This is a genomic window from Arthrobacter sp. NPDC056691 (genome assembly GCF_042791415.1).
Lineage (GTDB): Bacteria > Actinomycetota > Actinomycetes > Actinomycetales > Micrococcaceae > Arthrobacter.
Genome location: NZ_JBHTXX010000013.1, coordinates 102,470 through 118,782 on the forward strand (window position 1 = coordinate 102,470; position 16,313 = coordinate 118,782).

11 protein-coding genes and 1 pseudogene are annotated in these 16,313 nt (G+C 60.3%); 4 read left to right on the forward strand and 8 right to left on the reverse strand.

Going from position 1 to position 16,313, the window contains the following annotated elements; genetic code table 11:
* Positions 1-60: 60 nt before the first annotated feature.
* Positions 61-2,445 carry a DNA topoisomerase gene (locus tag ACFRAU_RS12730; protein WP_378000191.1) on the reverse strand — a complete coding sequence of 795 codons (2,385 nt, stop codon included), beginning with the start codon at positions 2,443-2,445 and terminating at the stop codon, positions 61-63.
* 506 nt (positions 2,446-2,951) lie between these two features.
* Here ACFRAU_RS12730 and ACFRAU_RS12735 point away from each other — a divergent pair.
* Positions 2,952-3,776 carry an alpha/beta fold hydrolase gene (locus ACFRAU_RS12735; protein WP_378000192.1) on the forward strand — a complete coding sequence of 275 codons (825 nt, stop codon included), beginning with the start codon at positions 2,952-2,954 and terminating at the stop codon, positions 3,774-3,776.
* A gap of 625 nt (positions 3,777-4,401) precedes the next feature.
* On the opposite strand, the gene ACFRAU_RS12740 is transcribed toward ACFRAU_RS12735, so the two are convergent.
* Genes ACFRAU_RS12740 through ACFRAU_RS12760 form a run of 5 tightly spaced genes read right to left on the reverse strand, consistent with a single transcriptional unit; the run spans position 4,402 to position 9,217 of the window.
* Entirely contained in the window at positions 4,402-4,536 is a 135-nt protein-coding gene (locus ACFRAU_RS12740; RefSeq protein WP_378000193.1) for a hypothetical protein, read from the reverse strand.
* 8 nt (positions 4,537-4,544) lie between these two features.
* Entirely contained in the window at positions 4,545-5,279 is a 735-nt protein-coding gene (qatD, locus tag ACFRAU_RS12745) for a Qat anti-phage system TatD family nuclease QatD (RefSeq protein WP_378000194.1), read from the reverse strand.
* On the reverse strand, positions 5,276-6,553 hold the full coding sequence (qatC, locus tag ACFRAU_RS12750; protein WP_378000195.1) for a Qat anti-phage system QueC-like protein QatC: 1,278 nt from the start codon (positions 6,551-6,553) through the stop codon (positions 5,276-5,278). The genes qatD and qatC overlap by 4 nt, the downstream gene beginning before the upstream one ends.
* Positions 6,550-7,380, reverse strand: coding sequence for a Qat anti-phage system associated protein QatB (gene qatB / locus ACFRAU_RS12755; protein ID WP_378000196.1), 831 nt, complete (start codon positions 7,378-7,380; stop codon positions 6,550-6,552). The genes qatC and qatB overlap by 4 nt, the downstream gene beginning before the upstream one ends.
* Positions 7,361-9,217, reverse strand: a complete 1,857-nt coding sequence (locus ACFRAU_RS12760; protein ID WP_378000197.1) for a P-loop NTPase fold protein — start codon at positions 9,215-9,217, stop codon at positions 7,361-7,363. The genes qatB and ACFRAU_RS12760 overlap by 20 nt, the downstream gene beginning before the upstream one ends.
* Positions 9,218-10,570: 1,353 nt before the next feature.
* Between ACFRAU_RS12760 and ACFRAU_RS12765 the strand changes: the two genes are divergently transcribed.
* Both ACFRAU_RS12765 and ACFRAU_RS12770 read left to right on the forward strand, forming a co-directional pair.
* Complete coding sequence (locus ACFRAU_RS12765; protein ID WP_378000198.1) at positions 10,571-11,899, forward strand: FG-GAP repeat domain-containing protein; 1,329 nt, start codon at positions 10,571-10,573, stop codon at positions 11,897-11,899.
* 719 nt (positions 11,900-12,618) lie between these two features.
* A complete protein-coding gene (locus ACFRAU_RS12770) occupies positions 12,619-12,876 on the forward strand; it encodes a response regulator transcription factor (RefSeq protein ID WP_378000205.1) in 258 nt (85 codons plus the stop codon).
* Between the two features lie 431 nt (positions 12,877-13,307).
* On the opposite strand, the gene ACFRAU_RS12775 is transcribed toward ACFRAU_RS12770, so the two are convergent.
* Both ACFRAU_RS12775 and ACFRAU_RS12780 read right to left on the reverse strand, forming a co-directional pair.
* Positions 13,308-13,625: an RES domain-containing protein gene (locus ACFRAU_RS12775; RefSeq protein ID WP_378000199.1), complete on the reverse strand. Its 318-nt coding sequence runs from the start codon at positions 13,623-13,625 to the stop codon at positions 13,308-13,310.
* A 3-nt stretch (positions 13,626-13,628) separates the two neighbouring features.
* On the reverse strand, positions 13,629-13,829 hold the full coding sequence (locus tag ACFRAU_RS12780; protein WP_378000200.1) for a hypothetical protein: 201 nt from the start codon (positions 13,827-13,829) through the stop codon (positions 13,629-13,631).
* A 1,550-nt stretch (positions 13,830-15,379) separates the two neighbouring features.
* Here ACFRAU_RS12780 and ACFRAU_RS12785 point away from each other — a divergent pair.
* Positions 15,380-16,103: pseudogene (locus ACFRAU_RS12785) on the forward strand (IS21 family transposase); the annotation flags it as partial.
* Positions 16,104-16,313 lie beyond the last annotated feature (210 nt).

A 16,313-nucleotide genomic window follows, 5' to 3' on the forward strand; every position in this document is an offset into this window, starting at 1 on the left:
GCCGGACCGGTGAATATCCGCCGACCCGGCATCAGTGCAGTCGCGCGATAGGGTCAGTGATCAGGCAAACGAAGGGATGATCTTCTTTTTGCCACCCTCATCCCGCCAGCAAATTCGTGCATCGAACGACTTTCCGCGGGCCGAAACGAAACCCGATCCCTGAATCGTCTTGCCCGCGGCCAGGTCAGCCCGTTGCTGCCGGGTAAACTTCACCTGGCACCACGAGAGCGGCGGCTCGTCGCCCGAGCCGAAGTCGGGCCTGATCTTCTTCGCCTTCGCGTCCCAGCTGACCTTGCATCCAAAGCGCTTGCCTGACCGTGCGCTCACGAAGTCGGCGATCTCAAGAGTGTGCCCGGCGAGCAGGGTGTCGATCTCCTCCGGAGTAAAGATGCGGCCTGACCACTTGCCAGGCTTGTCCGGGACCTCTGGCTGGAACCCGACGAACTTCCGGCCCTTGAAATCGCCGATGCCAAGAGCGCCAGTCGCCGTATAGGGCTTGCCTGCCTTGCTGGTGGCCTGGAATGAGATCGTCTCGCCGGCCAGCAGCCGCACGACCTCATCCCCGCTGAATTCGTGGCCGGACCAGATCCTCCTGAATGCGATCTTCTTCGGCCCGCCCGGGGCCTGCAGCCAGATGCCCTCGGCGTGTGCTGACACCTGGGTTTCCTTAAGCCCGAGGTCGGAGCGCATGGCCGCTGCGTTCTTCTGCATGGTGGCGATGTCCTCGCGGACCCAGTCAGCGACAACCCGCAGGCACGCCTCGCCGGTGGTCTTCCCGCCGGCGATGTCGCGCATGTCCTGGTGGACCTTCTCGGTGAGGCTGAGGGCGCCGATGTGCGTGCCGGGCAGCAGGCGCCAGCTCATCTCTCCGGCCTGGGCCAGAGTGAGCTTCCGGCCCTGTTCGGACAGCAGCGGGTACTTCGCCGTGGTGCTCGTGACCTCTGCGTACGTCGAGGTGCGCGTCGCACCCGTGCCGACGTCGCGCTTCTCCAGTTGCTTCATCAGCCATTTCATCGACGGATGCTCGGGCCGCTTGTTGGCACCTTCGAAGACAAAAGGCTCCGCGTTCGAGCCCAGGCCCTTGCTGTTCGCTCCGTCGTTGTCCTCTGCCGCGTCGTCGCCGGCCTCCGGATCGAACACTGCCTTCCAGCCCTGGCTCTGCGGCACGTTGGCGATCCCGACGAAGTCCGGGTACCTGGCCACGTGCCCCTTCTGCTGCTCATAGAGATAGTCGCCGGCGAGCATGGCCAGGTAGTTCCTGGCGAGGATGCCGTAGATGAGCCGCCCGACCTTGCCGTAGCGCTGCTCTATGTCGTCCAGCGAGGCCGGAACCTTCGGGCCCGGACGGTTCGCACCGTGTGCGCCGTCCGGCTTCACATGGGTGGGCCGGGGCTTGCGGTGCGTCAGCAGCGCCGTGTCGACGCCGGCGACGGCAGCAATCCTGTCGACAAGCGGCGCGTGCTCATCGAACTGCCCGGGCGTGATGGTCTTGTCCCCGGTGCGCGGATAGGACACGACCTGGTCCTCATACATCTTCTGGTACGTCGCCAGCGTGAGCTTTGCCTTCACGCCTTTTCCGACGAGCATCGAGGACAGGGCTGCCAGGTCAAGCAGCTTTGGGGGAGCGGTGCGCTTGTCCGTCTTGGTGTCCAGCGCGACAGGGGACGGACTGTACTGCTGCGGCACCTGGTCCTGCTGGCTGAATCGCGGTTCCCCGGGGTTCGTGTACATGACGCCGTTCTCGTCGCGGAATCTGGACTGCCAGAACGGTCGCTTGACGTAGTCGATATGCGCCTTCTGTTGGTCACCGACGAGTTTGACCATCGCCGACTTCAGGCGGCCCTGGCGCAGCACGAGGTCCTGCCCGGACTGGCGAGCCAGGACGGAGGCGAGTCTGGTGAACTGCATCGAGGCGAAGTCGAACGATGCACGATAGGACGCCGTCCTGAACGGCGGGTAGTCCGCCAGCGACGCGATCGGTGTGCGGTTCACGAACGCATGCTGAAGCGATTTGGGCGATTCATCGGTGAAGAACAACCTGGAGAACTTCACCCCGGGCTTGTCGAGCCCGAGCTCGATGATCGCCCGGATGGCGATGGCGTCACCCTCGAAAGTGCCCGGATCATTGTCCGTCGCGATCGCGATCTCGTCGCAGCCGGCGAGCTTTGCCCGCAAGTCACCCCGCACCGACGCCGTGTCCCTGATGGGCTCGAGCGCCCACGAGAAACCATCGAGGTCCCACGGCAGATTCGCCAGGTCCCACTTCGCGTACCTCTCAGCCAGCGGCAGATCCACCATCCTGTCCGGGGCTGCGAACTCGTAGAGGTGGCCCCGCGCGTGCGCGACGACGAACTTCTCCCCGTTGAAGGTGCCCGAGGCGCCACCCCAGGCTGCCTGGCCGTTGCGCGCGGCGCTCGGCTTCTCCATTAAGATCCCGACAGTCATACCTGCCTCCCAGAAGTTGTCCGCCCACGAGTATTCGTGGTCCCGGTCCTGACCGTCGGGACACCCCGACTCGAACCGGATAACGAGTCGCGAGTTAGTGAGAAGTCTATCGGAGAGGTCAGTCAATAAGGTGACGAGAGACGCTGAAAGGAGCGAAAAATATTGCCTCGGTACTGAACCGGGTCGCGCCGGCACCGGCTGCTCAGGCGTCGAACTGCTGGGATGGCGTCAGGTAACCGTCGTTTCGCACTTGGCCAGAGGGCCAGTCTCATGCCCGCCGACTGCGGCTTACTTCACTCAGTCCAGGACTTCGGCGGTGTCCTCCCGAGGCTCGGGAACTGGCCCGGCGGTGTGTCCACGCGTCAACCGCCGGAGAGGGCCGTCACCCGCGGGTTGTATCCCGTTGCAGGTCCCCGTCAAAGGGCGCGCCTGCTACTGGCCTGCACGCCGCGGGCAGTGTCAGGATTGAAGACACCACACACGATGAGGCCAGAGGAGGCTCGTGGATGACTGACGAGACGACGCCAGCGCCCGAAACAGGATACGCGCCGGTCAACGGGCTCCGGATGTACTACGAGTTGCACGGCGACGGCGGGACCCCGCTGTTGCTCCTGCACGGCGGGCTCTTCGACATCGAGCAGCAGTTCGGCGCGTTGATCCCGAGCCTGTCGGCCGGGCGCCGGGTGATCGCCACGGACTTCCAAGGGCACGGACGTACCAACGACACCGATCGGCCGCTGGACACCCCCGGCCTGGCATCCGATGTCATCGGGCTTCTCGAGCACCTCGGTGTCGACAACGTCGACGTGTTCGGGTTCAGCGTCGGTGGTGCCGTCGCGCTGGAAATAGCGGTCCACCACCCGGAACTCGTGCGCAAGCTCATCGTTTCGTCGGTGTCGTTCCGGCCAGAGGGCGACCGTGGCGGCAACGCCGAGGCGGTCGCGGAGATGACGGTGGACATGATCGCGGGAACCACGATGGAGGAACGCTACCTTGCCGTGTCGCCGCATCCCGACCGCGAGCACCTGCAGGGCCTGCTCGACAAGCTCGCACGCTACGGCGCGGGCGAGACCGGGTGGAGCGACGACGAGATCCGCGGAATCGCCGCCCCGACGCTCTTAACGGTCGGCGACTGCGACATGGTCAAGCTCGACCACGCGGTGAAGTTCCTGCAACTGCGCGGGGGAGACGTGAACGGCGACTTCGAGGGAGTGCCCGCGTCGCAGCTCGCTGTGTTCCCAGGCACGACGCATTTCTTCGGGCTCGCGCGGACCGACCTGGTGCGCGACGTCGTGATCACGTTCCTCGATACACCCGTGACCACCGACTAAGGCCAATCGGTAAGCGGCGCACCGAAGTACGATGACAGCGTCACGCCGGCCGCCACCTGACCTGTCTCGCAACCAGAGAGTTGCAAGACGGAGTGATGAGACACTAATCGCCCAGCATTGGCGCTGAAGAAAGTGTCTCGTTGCCATGTGTCAGTAACCCGCGCTCGAAATCGTGTCATCGCAGAGTGCCACGAGACAGGCTTTGGCAGAACGAAGGGGATGGAACTGATCTGCCACATGACCGATAGCCCGCCCGGGTATGAGTCGATAGTGTCAGCTTGGGATCTGAGAGTTTTGTTAGCGGCCATGAAAAACTGCCCGTAGATGGCCACGGAATTGCCCTGGGCAGTTCTACTGGCCACCAGCGGGCACAAATGCTGGCCGCCCATGGGCAATTCCCAGGGCCGTTGACAGTTGCCAAGGGAATTGGCGAAAACTTCCATTCCAGCTGCGTTCAGGATTATCCCACGCCGCGGTCAAGCCGGAGTTTGGTCCAGTACGCAGCATGCGAGGTTCCGGTTAAGTGAGCCGCGCTATGGTTCGCCAACTCGCTGGCAGGATTCGCCAGATCGTTTGGCAGTCGCCAACAAGGCCGGCAAGCCACACAGCTGCGGGGTTCTCGCATCTAACGAGGGTTCGGACGGAACGTCGATAGTGGAGATTTCGTTTCGTTGTCGTCTATCAGTCCCTCGACCTGGGTGTGGTTGAACCCGGAGCGGGCCTCGTCGAGGACCAGCCGGAGCCGTTCCTCGAAGGTCATGCAGAAATTTATGGGGTCAGCCCCAACAGGATGCCCTCGTTATATCTAATCTGCTGTTCAGCCGCTCCGTGCTCCTCTTCCCACAAGCTAGCCAGGAGACGGCAGGCTTCAGCTACGTCCCAGGGCTTGCTACTAGTCTGACGAAATTGCGTAAAGGGGCCGTCTGTTTCAAGCACTACCCGGTTCTTAGGCATTTTTGCCACTAGGCTCTTGCCTTTTGCTCCTGCCAGCATTGAGGGGCCAACGCTGAACCAGCAGTCGAGGCCGACGGCACGTTTGAGCTGGCTCTGAGTCCCGGAGAACCAGTGAAGGATTGGCGTGTTCGGTCCCCCATGTTTTTCTAGCATGTCCAGTACAGGGTCAGCTGCGCGTCTGCTATGGATCGATAGCACTTTGTCCCCGGCTTCACTACTTGCCCGAAGGAGGCGTTCAAAAACAAGCTCTTGATCTGACCAGGATGCTCGCAATTCCGGTGAGCCATCAAGCCCAATCTCACCGACAAACTGGGTTTCCGGCAGGTACCGCTCAAATAGTCCAATCTCGTGCTTTCGTTCCACAGCAATTTGTGGATGCAGGCCAATAGCCGTCTTGATCGCTGGTCGCCCAACGGCAAGCTTGGATGTTCCCTGCCATGCGGACGGTGTTGTGGTCACAGAAAGAACGCCAATGTTGCGGCGTTGAGCCTCTGCGGCTACTTCGTGGGGATCTGGATACAAGTCCAGATGGCAGTGAAAATCAATCACGACAGTCCGTACTTGGTGTGTAGGGCGCCTAATTCGTCGAGTCCTCGTTGGAGCATTTTCCGGAGTCCAGGCCTGTTCTCGACTAGCGGCGAGCTCAAGGCTGGACCTAGCCAGCGGTCCAAGCCATCTTCTTGGACAGTAAGTCGAGCAAAAGCGACTGAACGAACGTCATCAAAGGCCGCATGATCCTCGTCAGGTAGGCCGAGATTGCCGAAAACGTAAGTGGTTGCGTCCTCTTGACCCCAGGCGATGAATGCGGATCGCCGAATCTGACATGGCACACAGCGCCCACAGTGCTGGTAGTTGAATCGTTGAAATCTCCCGCAGCTCGTGGAAATTGGCGCCTCGCTGAGGAGAAGCACCTGATCGAGGCATTCCTTAAGCATCTCCCCCTTGGTTTTCTCGGCGTAAGGGTTTTCGATACGAATTCGGAGTCCTGCCGCGTCGAGGATTTGCTGGATTCTGCCAAGGAACTCGGGATGGGCGGTGCGAGTGCTAAGGCTACCTATCCGGGCGTTGGTCAGTGGAGGATTGATGGCAATGAATCCGTTTTCACACACATAAACGGGTACCGTTTCACCATCGCGATAACGCTGCGTGGCTGTGGCGGCAAGAACCGCAAACGCGAGAAAGATCAGCGATCGGGAGCGTTGAGAGGTTTCCTTGTCACCCCGGGGCGTACTTGCGTTGTGGTTGACCTGCAAATGTTCGAGAACCCCGTCAATGCGTTTCGCGAAGCGTTCTTGCTTCTCAGCGTCACCACGGACTGTCTGGCTGACAGCGAACAGGGTACGACCTTGTGCCGACAAGTCAATTGCGCCGACGAGGGAATCCAAACCTCCGGAAAGTAGTGCGACGGCCTCTGTGGCTGGGTATCGAGGCTGTTTGGGGGCATTGGGGAGTACACCGCCCGGGCGGTACGACATGGTCCACAGATCAGTTGTCAGAAACCTCAACGCGGACTCAAAGGCGTTGGATATTGACGTCCAACGGTCGGGGTCGTGGAGGGCGATGTCCATTTCGAATTCGCGAGTCCACCCATCCGGGCTACAGGATCGTCTATTCTCGCCATCGGCGACAACCACCGACAATGCGATAGCCAAAAGGTCCCATGCGGCTGGGTCGGGCAGTAGTTGTTGGCGCCGGACAGCGTCGCTTGCAGACCAGCCGGCGGATGGGGCCTGCCCCGACGATTCCTTTTCGAAAAGGAGGATCGGTGTGATCGCTTCCCCAGGGTGGGCGGAAACTGTCAGCGAACCACTCAGGTACTTCACGTTGTGTACTCCTCGAACACGGCCAAGGTCTCTTTCAGCGCTTCACTGGTCAGCCGAGCAATACTTCTAGTGGTAGTCACTGAGCCGCGTTCACGGACGGCCCTGAAAGCAGCGGCGACTTGTTGGACGACGAATTCTCGGATGCTCTTCAACCTGCGGAGCCCGGTTGCGGCGTCCGCGGCTTTCTCCATGACCGTTTTCTGGAGATCCAGACAAAATCGCCCGTACACATCCAATGCTGCGTAACGTTCGATAACGAACAGTCGCTGCACGTCGGTGAGCGCTGCCAGATCTGCATCGGGATACTTTACGAGCAGTTCTGACAGGGAATCGCGTACTGCTCGGCGAGATGCTTCTTTGTCTTGGGTCCCGTCAATTGGGCTAGCTGCATCCGCAATGGCGTCTAGAACAACGTTGACGTCGTTGCCGCTGGCGATTATGGTGTCGCGAAGTTCAGTGCCGTCGGGCATTTTGCCCGATTGCAGCACTCCTCCCAGCCGATTCGCAGTCGCGGCCGTTCCTCCGAGACGTCGGGTCATCGTCCCGGAACCCCCATATCCGGTCCGGACATAGTGCCCCAAAGCTCGACGCAGTTCGCGGCTGTCGCCATTGCGGGCATATTCACCAAGAGATCGCCTTGCGCCCCGGAATCTGGCTGGAGGCGCCAAGGGCGTCAGTTTGGTGTCAGCTTGCTCTTCACTGTCACCTCCTTCGGCCTCGGGGGGAACTGCCTGCGCTCCTGCGTCTACAGAGTCGACGTCGTCCGCCCACGGCGGGACCAGAGCCACGCCGGCACCCGGCCCGTTACTACTTTGAGACGTACCCACGAATAGCCTTCTTGACGGTATTTTCTACCTCCGCTGAACCCAGCCAATGTTCAAACACTTCCTGAGCCCAGGGTTGGGATCCAATTTTCGGCACGATGCCAGGTTGGATCTGCTGACCAGGGCGGTTCATGAGGAATCCTGCAAGCCGGTTGCCTTGATTCCGATCAGCAGTTACAACGGTGATGCAGGCATCCAGTATGGGAGGCGCCCCCCATTCCTGCGCCCTTCCTGCCTCGACCAACAATCGATCCATGATGATCGTGAGTTCCGCTCGTTGTATATGAGTAAGGCTGTCGACAAGCACGTCTGCTTCGGTGGGGCTTTCCAGTAACGCGCTTAGGTACCCCGCTGCTTCGGAAGATAGCCTGTCGGCAGCAGTAATCAAAGGAGCCTGTTCGCGCCCTACATATAGGGCGCCCCGCAGATCTTGGTCAGCCAGGGCTGGAGGGAGGGCGATCCATTCCCGGACGAAATCGTCGTCCCATGGAGTTTCGAGTGAGAACTCTTCGTTCTTGGAGGCCGCCTCTTCCCAGGGCGCCAGCATTCGCGGCTTGCCGTCCGTATCCGTATTGACAGCTTTGCTGAGCGCCGCGTAGGCAGCGGGAGTGGCAAGGCGTTCGAAGAGAAGTAGCTTTGTGAGCACCGCCTCATCGACGCCGACTCCTTGCGCTTTTGAAATACTCATTCGAATCGACAATGCATTGAGAAACCGCTTGATGAGGCGTGGATTGCCAGCGATCCGGTTGGAACTTGCCATCAATGGCGCGAGGCGCTCAGCGGTCTCAAGCCGTCCGACTAGTGAGGTGGGAAGTTCGATGCCGCGACTGGCAACAAAAGAGCGGTCGACCCGCTTCCCCTTCCACGTCTCCCGGAGTTGACCGGCGATAGCGGTCCTCAATGCATCCTTGTGTTCGTCGCTGAGTTCGCTGTTATCGATGAAAAGCATCATGAGGTAAGCGCGAACTTCTTGGGTCCCCGGCGCGGGCACCCGAATCGGGATCTGAACAAGTTTGTCAAAATAGTTGGTGACCAGCTCATCATCGTCTAGTCCCTCAAAATGTCTTCTGACCGCATGCTTGATCATGGTGTCGTCCGCCGCAATGACAAAGGCTGTGTTTTTCAGGAACAGGAAGAGACGAATTGCTTCGAGGGTGGATATGGTTGTTCCCGGCATGCATCGATCCAGATCATCGATAAGGACGACAAGAGTAACTCCGATGCCCTCCAAAGCCTTTTCGAAAGAGTCCCGCAGCGCCTGTATCTCCTTTGGAGGTGACGAATCGTGCTGGGGGTCGAGCAGAGCTTGGCCCGCAGCAGAAATCTTTCCAGCCAGCGTGCCGGCCTTCTCTAAATCTTCGCCGTCCAGCTGGCCTGCCATTCCTTCTTTGACCAAACTTGCGATCTCTCCAGGAAGCCCCACCGGAGGAATGCCGAGAGCCAACGAAGCTGCTGGCACAGCCAGCAGCTTGGCAAGCCTGAACCATTTGACCCGGCCTATGAAGTCGCGGGCTTTGTCCATACCCGTTTGCCGTTGGGCCGCTTCTGCCTCCAACTTGTTGGCGATAACGTCCAAAAGAGCGGCTCGGGCGTCGTCGTAGCCCTGATAAAGCCAGGCGTTGAACTCGACGAAGAGATACTTCCCGTGGCCTTCCTCGGGTTGATGCTGTACAAGAGCCGCCTTTGTAAGTTTGATCATGGAGGATTTGCCAACACCCCAGGCGCCTGAAACACCGATGGAGACTGGCCTGCCGCTGGCGCTGACGATCACCTCAGCGATGGTGTCCGCAACACCTTCGAAATTGAGGAAGTCGCGGTCCGTCTCGCTGTCGAGCCACATGGCAGGATCGCCTTTCTAGTCCCCAGCCTCTGATCGGCGATCTGAGTAGCAATTGGTCCATCTCAGAATGCCACGTGCGCTGGGGGTCCGAGCGTTAGGCGCGCCACTTAAGCTGGCTAGTGCACGGCATGACCCCGGCTGTACGGGTATGGAGGCGATGCGGCTTTTCGGACGGATCACTTCGGAGGGCAGCCAAAAGGACCGGACGCGGCCCAAGCAGACAATCCCGGATGGGTCGCTGTCTATAGGTTGGGTTCAGCATCTCGGCTGACCATGAGCAGAGGAACCGAACCACCAGAGAAGAGCCCCGCTATGTGACCCACCAGGCGGGGCTCTTCGCTCTCCCTGGCTGGATTCGCCAGATCGCGTGGGATCATTCCGACTCGCCTCCAGAGTTTCAGGGACTGACGGTGCCAATTGGTCGCCCGTGAGCTTCCACTTGACGGCCCTGGTGATGCCGGATGGCTGGCGCAAGGTATCGATCTGCTGCTCCAGCTACGTAGTGAGCTGGGCGATGGCGCTGAGATCCGAGCGACGGAGCCCTCGTGGGGTTAAGCGGCCAGCCAGCAATAGCGTCGCTTGACTAGGAAACCATGGGCTGGCTGGCCTATCTCCAAGTCGTGCAAACCTGTATTAGATGCAGGAAGCCTTAGCTCAAGCGCTGCCCGCCGCCAGTTCGGCGATGTCAGCTCCGAACCACGATGGAATGTAAGCCGCTAATGCGCGTACAGCCGGCAGTACGTGCCACATCTCAGCCACAAGATCCGGGCGTCGCGTTGTTATTTAGCCGACCATTGACAGGATCTGGGACTTGCCCACCTGCCACACAAAAAAGCAGAGTTCCATGACCAGTGCGTTCCTCATTAAGAAGCGGAAACATCCTGGCGAAGGATGAGTCCAAGGCGACGTACGTAGAACTGCTTATCGTGAAAGGCGGCCCCCTTGTCTATTCTGGATTTGCAGGGACAGGACTACGCAACCAGGTCCCACGGGTCCTGCAGAGATTTTCAATAGGAGCCCGCGCTACATCAATGTGCTCCATCGGTTTGACTTGCGAGAGCGAACCGGAAATTCACCGCGTATCGGCATTGTCCATTAGCTCGTGAAGAGCGGGTGGGAACCGATCCCTATTCAACTGGCAAAATCACTTAAATGGGATCGGACTAGATTTCCGCGCCCTTCAATTTTCCCCGCAGGTCGCACTAAGAATTAGTCTAGCAACTTCACAACCGTTTCGAATTACTTCAATGCTAAAATGCTGGTCGCCTAATCCGGCAGTACGCAAATATGACATTGATGAACGCTTGGCGCAGGCATTTCTCGAATCAAAGGCTTCCCGTCTAAGGACCTTCAATGAAAAAGATAAGCTCCACAGTACGCCTACTTTCAGCCCTCTCAGCCGCAGTGCTGTCAGTTGCGGGTGCTACACCAGCAGTGGCCGGTTCCACAGGATCCCCGGACCAGAACCAGCCTGCGTCGGCGTCAGTCCTGAACGCCGACGATCCTTCACTTGGTGCCGATGTAAATGGGGACGGGAGAGCGGATATCGTCGGATTCGGCGAAGCCGCGACCTACGTATCCCTCGGCCGGACCAACGGAACTTTCGCCCCTTCAAAAAGGTCTCCGGAGGCTAATTTTTCCTATGCCCTAGGTTGGAGGGTGGGTGTCCACCTACGGCTCCTAGGCGATGTCAACGGTGACAAGAGGGCGGATACAGTCGCATTTGGGAACGCATCGACCTATGTTGCTCTTGGCCAGAGCGACGGAACCTTCTCGCTTCCAAAGAAATTCAATGAGTACTCCCTCGCGCAGGGGTGGACATTGAGCAAGCATGTTCGGCTGTTGGCCGACGTAAACGGCGATGGCAGAGCAGACATCGTAGCGTTCGGAAACTCGGCGACCTATGTGTCCATGGGGCAGGCAAACGGAACCTTCGCTGGCGCCAAGAAATCACCAGGTGCCAATTTCTCCTACGATCAGGGGTGGAGGGTCGGAGTGCACCTCCGACTGCTCGGTGACGTCAACGGCGACAAGAGGTCTGACATCGTCGCATTCGGGAACACGGCGACCTATGTTGCCCTTGGCCAGAGCAACGGAACTTTCGCCGATGCAAAAAAATTCAATGAGTACTCAATCGCACAGGGATGGACGCTCGGCAAACATCTTCGACAGTTGGCCGACGTGAACGGAGACAGTAGGACGGACATCGTCGCGTTCGGGAACACGGCAGCCTACGTGGCTCTTGGGCAGGCCAATGGCAACTTCGCCACCTCAAAGAAGTCGCCGGGCGACTTCTCCTACGCGCAGGGCTGGCGGGTTGACAAGCACATCCGATTCTTGGCTGATGTGAACGGGGACAGAAGGGCCGACATTGTTGGGTTTGGCGACAAGGCGACCTATGTAGCCAACGGGCAAAGCAACGGGACCTTCTCGACCGCCTTTAAGGCAGTGAGTCAGTTCAGCATTGCCCAAGGATGGACGCTGGACAGAAACCCTAGGGCCCTCGGCGATATGAATGGCGACAATAGAGCGGATATTGTAGGTATCTCGGACAGGGCAACGCACGTTGCGACGTACGACACGCAGAAGAAGGCGTTCGTAGTAAAGCCAGGCGGACTGAGCGAGTTTTCACTGGCCCAGGGGTGGCAGGTTGGCCGACACGTCCGCATTCTAGTTGGATGATTCAACCTCCTCGGTCAGCTCGGAGGTCATTCAGCCAGCGTAAGGTGCTGTTGCGTTTGTCTCCACCTACCGCAGAAGCCTGTCAGCATTTCGCTGACAGGCTTCTGCGTCTCTCCCACAATAACCGCAAAAGATTAGCTGTGGCCCCCAGCGATAACTGGATCTAAAATTCACGCGTGGCCCGAGACGCGCAGTACAAGACGTGGCTGGAGTTCCTGGGGGACATCCTTCAGGAACCGCTTCATACGTGCCCACCATACGAAGGACAGCTCCTGAACCTTCTCAACCAGACGTTTAACTCTGCATGCACCACGCGGAACCGTGTAAGACGCGGATGGGAGAATAAAATCCTTGCCTGCTGGCCCACGAATTACATTCCCGATGAACCGCCGGGGAACTACGACTATAGGCAACAGCCGCTGTTGCGATGGTACGCGTTTTCTGGTCAGATCGGACCGCAGTCTTTAGGACGTGTTCCCGACGCTGTGGCCAGCTACAACATAAAAAAGGCTTGGGAGGAGCTGGCTAGCCCCTGGAGCGTCGAGCAGCAGTTGTCCATACCGTTGAAAGTAGGCGGTGGCGACCTTAACTCCTACCTTGTCCAACGACCTGATGATGACTTCACTCAGCAAGAACTTGACCTAGCCAGACTGCTGCAACCAATCCTGACTGGCCTTGCTCTTGGCTTTGGGCTTGCGAAGACCAGTCCCCAGGCTTCCATGCAGAGCTCTCCGCAGGCGTTGACGCTTCGCGAAATGACTATCTTGAATCTGCTTAGCAAGGGTCTTACTGCCGAGAGCCTCGCGAGGCGGCTCGGCATCTCGCCCCGGACAGCGAGCAAACACTTGGAACACATTTACCGCAAACTGGATGTCGGCGATCGCCTGATGGCCGTCCAAAGAGCATACGAGCTGGGCCTGTTGTCGAGGTCAGCAGGACACTCTTTGCAGCTCTCCGCTCAAACCCCACGCCGGTAACCGGTCCTTCGTCAACCTAGGACGACGAGGTGCGGGGGAGTGTCTATTCGCGCGTCCAAGCTAGGCCGAGTGTGTGGAAGGCGTCCTTGATGGCATCGCTGTCGTGATGCAGCTCTTCGGGCCCGGCGAGCGTTAGCCTTGGGGCTGACGTGGGGGTCGCTTGGTCGTTCGAAGATTGCCCAGAGGCGTAGGTCGTCGCCACTGCGGGATGCGAAGGTAATCCCGTCGAGGTCTGTTCTCTCGTAGATCCAGGTGGCGATGGCCTGGGTCAGGCGGCGTGGCCGGGCGTCTTTCAAGGCTGCGGCGTCCAGGTCCAGAGTCCGAGGCTGAGCGCCATGCCGATGAAGTACGGACGCAGGACAGCGATGGACCGGGAGCCCGTCGCGGCGCAGTAAGCGCGCGTAAGTTCGGCTGACGTCCCTGCGCGTGCGTCAAGCCCATTCCCGGGGCACCTGCCCGGATGCCAGGGTCGGGTACAGCACTGCATCTTCGGCGTCCTCGACGATCTCGTCCGGCTCTATGGCCAGCCGGGCATCGCGGCGGAAGCCGGCGAGCACCTCGAGCAGGCACGCCCTGAGGCTTGAGCCGGCGTACACGGTTCGGAAATTTCCGTGCAAGTCATCCCAGCGGCCGGGGAATCGGCCGTCGGTTGCCCATTCCCAGCCGCTCCACGCCCACGGATCGGGGCGGAACCCGATGCGCCAGACAGTGCCGGCCGCCGGGATGATGGCCAGTTCTTTCTGCTCCATCCGTCAGCCAGCTGCCGCGAAGGCACGGGCAGCGGCAAGGACGGTTTGTGCGGCCTCGTCGACATGACCCTCGCGAAGCAGCGTGGCCGGCGGGACATCATCCAGCTGCGGGTTCATGCCCTGGAACCAGGCCTGGACCACGGACCGGGACTCGCGCTCCGCCAACAACGCCGCGACGTGGTAGGGGTGCCGGAGTCGGGTCATGACCTCCGCCGAGGGTTTCCGTTCGCCACCGACCCACTGGCGGACCGCGCGGGTTTTCCTTGACCGAGCCGATGTAGGCGACAAGTTTCGCACCCAGGATGTCCCTGAGGTCGCGGACCAGTTCGGCCTCGGGCAACCTGATCGAATCCTGATGCGCTTTCAGCCCTCCGCGGGCCCCTGCAACTGCGGTCATGACTCCATGCTGCCACGGATGCGCATCGTTTCAACGGCTCAAACACAAGCGCGATCACACACAAAATCACAGGTGGCAGAACGCCGATAACCGATCCGTCAACTAAGGCGTAGGAGTAATCCGTGCTGCCTGAAATTAGCGCGCCTAGCGGCGGGAATGGCAAGCGTTACCCCGCCGACCTTCGCGGCCGGGTACGACCGCCTGCAGGAGAGAAGCGTCGACCGGGACCACATTGAGGGACTGCGTCCGGGTGGCAGGTTGGGGGAGTAGGCTCAAAATTTGGAAACTAAGCCTACTGACGATATTGTGGATGCAGTGTCTCCGCGTTCCCCCATTCGCGGATGCATCGACCTAGAAGGACCCCGCGGCGATGACTCGCGCTGCGGGGTCCTTCGCCGTCCACATACATTCCTTGCAAGCCGGAGTCCTGACATGCCGCTGCCCTTGTTGTTCGAGCGGCCGCCATCGTGCCCCCGTTCTTAGCGCATGCTGGGTTCTCACACGGCCCGAAGGGGAGCGCTCCCGTGGGCGATTGCGAACAGGTGCTGATTAGGTACGGGGCTGAACGACGGGACCGCTTAGGCCGACACTCCCGGGAGCTCCGACACGCCGGTTCTTCCTGGTGGATAAGAGGAAGGCATTTCTCAACAGATCCCTGGTCCGGTCAGACGGCGACGGTGGACATGCTGTGCACAACATCCGCATGGGTTTGGCCGGCTTCTCAAAGTGTCAGCACCCCGACCGTACGATGGTCGTCCCAATCGAAGGAACAGGTGGTCTCAGGTGAACGAACAAGGCAGTGGAAAGGCGAGCAGGCTGCAAGTGGCGGAACTGTGGATTGCCGCGTGCAGCCTTGCCTTGGCGCTGATCCGGATGGCGCTTGACGTCCTCGAAATCATGGGACGATGAGCGGCAAACCGTGCATGAGGGGTTGTGCAGGACCGGGTGTAGGGCGACGGTTAGCAGGAGGCCGAGCGTAGGCTGAAGATGGGATGTTTCCAACACCCATGACGCCCGTCGGCACTGCTGACGGGCGTCGTCATTTAAGGTGTGCCATTACGCGGTCGCGCAGCGCGAATGGTCCATTGCTCTTGGGACAAGTTGGGGCGCCAGGCTTCTGCGGCACAGAGTGTGAAATTGCGTGGAGGGCGGCGTTAGGGCACGTGGAGGACTGTCGTCGGCCCTTCAGCGATGAATATTCGACTCTTTTGGGGTCCATCGGTCGTGTGTTTGGGGGCCGGCGGGCAGAGCGGGCAGTAGCGGTCTTGGGTGCCGGTAGTGGCGTTCTTGGGGGCCACCCCGGCTTAGGCTCCTTCCGTCGTGTGTATAGGGCGCACGGCGGAAGGAGTATTCATCAATGGTACGGAAGATCAGAGCGAAGCTCGTGTTGCAGCTGCGCACCGAGGGCTTGTTAGGCCGGGCGATCGCTGCATCGCAAGGAATGTCGCGGAAGAGCATCACGTCGGTGCTGGAGGCTGCCGACGCGGCCGGTGTGGTGTGGGATGACGTCGCCAACAGTTCAGGGGACGAGGTCTATGCCCGGCTGTTTCCCGGGCGTGGTGAGCATCAGGGCGTGTTCGCGCAGCTGGACTGGGACCAGGTGCACAGGGAGATGGCCCGGGTCGGCGTAACGCTGAAGCTGCTGCATGGCGAGTACGCCGATTCACGCGCCGCCGCCGGTGAGCCGGTGATGGGTTATGACCGGTTCTGCAGGACCCATCAGCGGCATGTGCTGGTCACGGGGGTGGCATCGCGGGTCCGGCACAAGCGGCGCAGACGGTGGAGGTCGACTGGTCGGGCCCCACGATGCAGTTGGCCGATCCGATTACGGGCAAGCTCAGGACCGTGTACCTGTTTGTGGCTTGCCTGCCTTTCAGCCGCTACGCGTTCGTTGAACACGCGCTGACATGAAGCAGGACACCTCGTTGCGGGCCCACGTGGCGATGTTCGAAGCCTTTGCCGGTTCGGTGCCGTGGATAGTGCCGGACAACCTGAAGATCGGTGTCATCAAGCATCCCCGCGAGGGCGAAGTGGTGCTCAATCACGCTTACCGCGAGGTGGCGGCGCACTATTCGGCAGCGCGAGTACGACTTTGGTGACAGCTGGCTTCATCGGCTTGAGCTGGTATCCCGCCGCGCCGCCGACGAAGACAGTCCGCCGGCCCGGCTGATCGACGGCGCCCGGCCAGCGAGCAAAACGGTGTACCGGCGGTGGCCAACCAAGATCGCCCTCGCGATCGCCGCGGTTGCACACCTCGGCAGCGTCGATGCCGGCAGCGCCGTACTTCCTGA

Excerpts from the sequence above, each read along its gene's own strand:
- ACFRAU_RS12770 (WP_378000205.1), top strand. The coding sequence starts at position 12,619 with ATGCAGAGCTCTCCGCAGGCGTTGACGCTTCGCGAAATGACTATCTTG.
- ACFRAU_RS12760 (WP_378000197.1), bottom strand. The coding sequence starts at position 9,217 with ATGTGGCTCGACAGCGAGACGGACCGCGACTTCCTCAATTTCGAAGGT.
- ACFRAU_RS12780 (WP_378000200.1), bottom strand. The coding sequence starts at position 13,829 with ATGACCCGACTCCGGCACCCCTACCACGTCGCGGCGTTGTTGGCGGAG.
- ACFRAU_RS12735 (WP_378000192.1), top strand. The coding sequence starts at position 2,952 with ATGACTGACGAGACGACGCCAGCGCCCGAAACAGGATACGCGCCGGTC.
- ACFRAU_RS12730 (WP_378000191.1), bottom strand. The coding sequence starts at position 2,445 with ATGACTGTCGGGATCTTAATGGAGAAGCCGAGCGCCGCGCGCAACGGC.
- ACFRAU_RS12775 (WP_378000199.1), bottom strand. The coding sequence starts at position 13,625 with ATGGAGCAGAAAGAACTGGCCATCATCCCGGCGGCCGGCACTGTCTGG.
- ACFRAU_RS12765 (WP_378000198.1), top strand. The coding sequence starts at position 10,571 with ATGAAAAAGATAAGCTCCACAGTACGCCTACTTTCAGCCCTCTCAGCC.
- ACFRAU_RS12740 (WP_378000193.1), bottom strand. The coding sequence starts at position 4,536 with ATGACCTTCGAGGAACGGCTCCGGCTGGTCCTCGACGAGGCCCGCTCC.